The 672-nt window shown below is 31.1% G+C and carries 1 protein-coding gene; it reads right to left on the minus strand.

The window, feature by feature from the left end:
- Positions 1 to 672, minus strand: a 672-nt coding sequence (locus CN326_RS18965; protein WP_141525082.1) for an RNA-guided endonuclease InsQ/TnpB family protein, incomplete at both ends; no start/stop codon positions are given.

Below are 672 nucleotides of genomic sequence, written 5' to 3' on the forward strand. Positions count from 1 at the left end.
AATAACGATTTTGCAAACTTTCTCTTCTTGAGCTAGTTTTACAATATGATGACTAGCTTTATGGAAGATGTCTTTTATTTTCAGGTAACGATTTTGATGAAGTTTTTCTATTCTTTTAGAAGTAAAAGGTCCTTCATTTGTTTGTTTACCTTTCCTTAGAACACTTGTAAAGTGACTCTTCATTTTGTTGTAATATTGATTTATGCTTTTGACATGTTTGCCCTTAACAAGTACAGGCTTCATACCTGTGTTTGTTACAATGGTTGCAAGGTTATCAATACCTAAATCAATACTCATATAACGACCATTCTCTTCAACGGATTGTTGTTCTGAAGGAACATCTATCACTAATTCCACTACATACTCATTGTATTTTGGAATGACACGAACTTGCTTCAGTTTACCTTCAGTAAACCCTAATTTCCCAATGTTTAATTGCAATTTTGTCTTTGGAAACTTTAAAAACTTATCATTTTTAATGACACAATCTTGATTTGTATACAAGATTTCCTTTTCAGAAGAACGAATATACTTTGGAATTCTAGGTTTTCCCGTATATTTGTTGGGATTCTTTTTATAATCTTTTAAACTAGCAAAAAAAGACTTCCAATTTTGGAATACATTTTTCATGATGGATTGACTAGATTGCGTAGGCAAAGCACGATAATCATT

The organism is Bacillus sp. AFS018417, assembly GCF_002560985.1.
Lineage (GTDB): Bacteria > Bacillota > Bacilli > Bacillales > Bacillaceae_G > Bacillus_A > Bacillus_A rhizoplanae.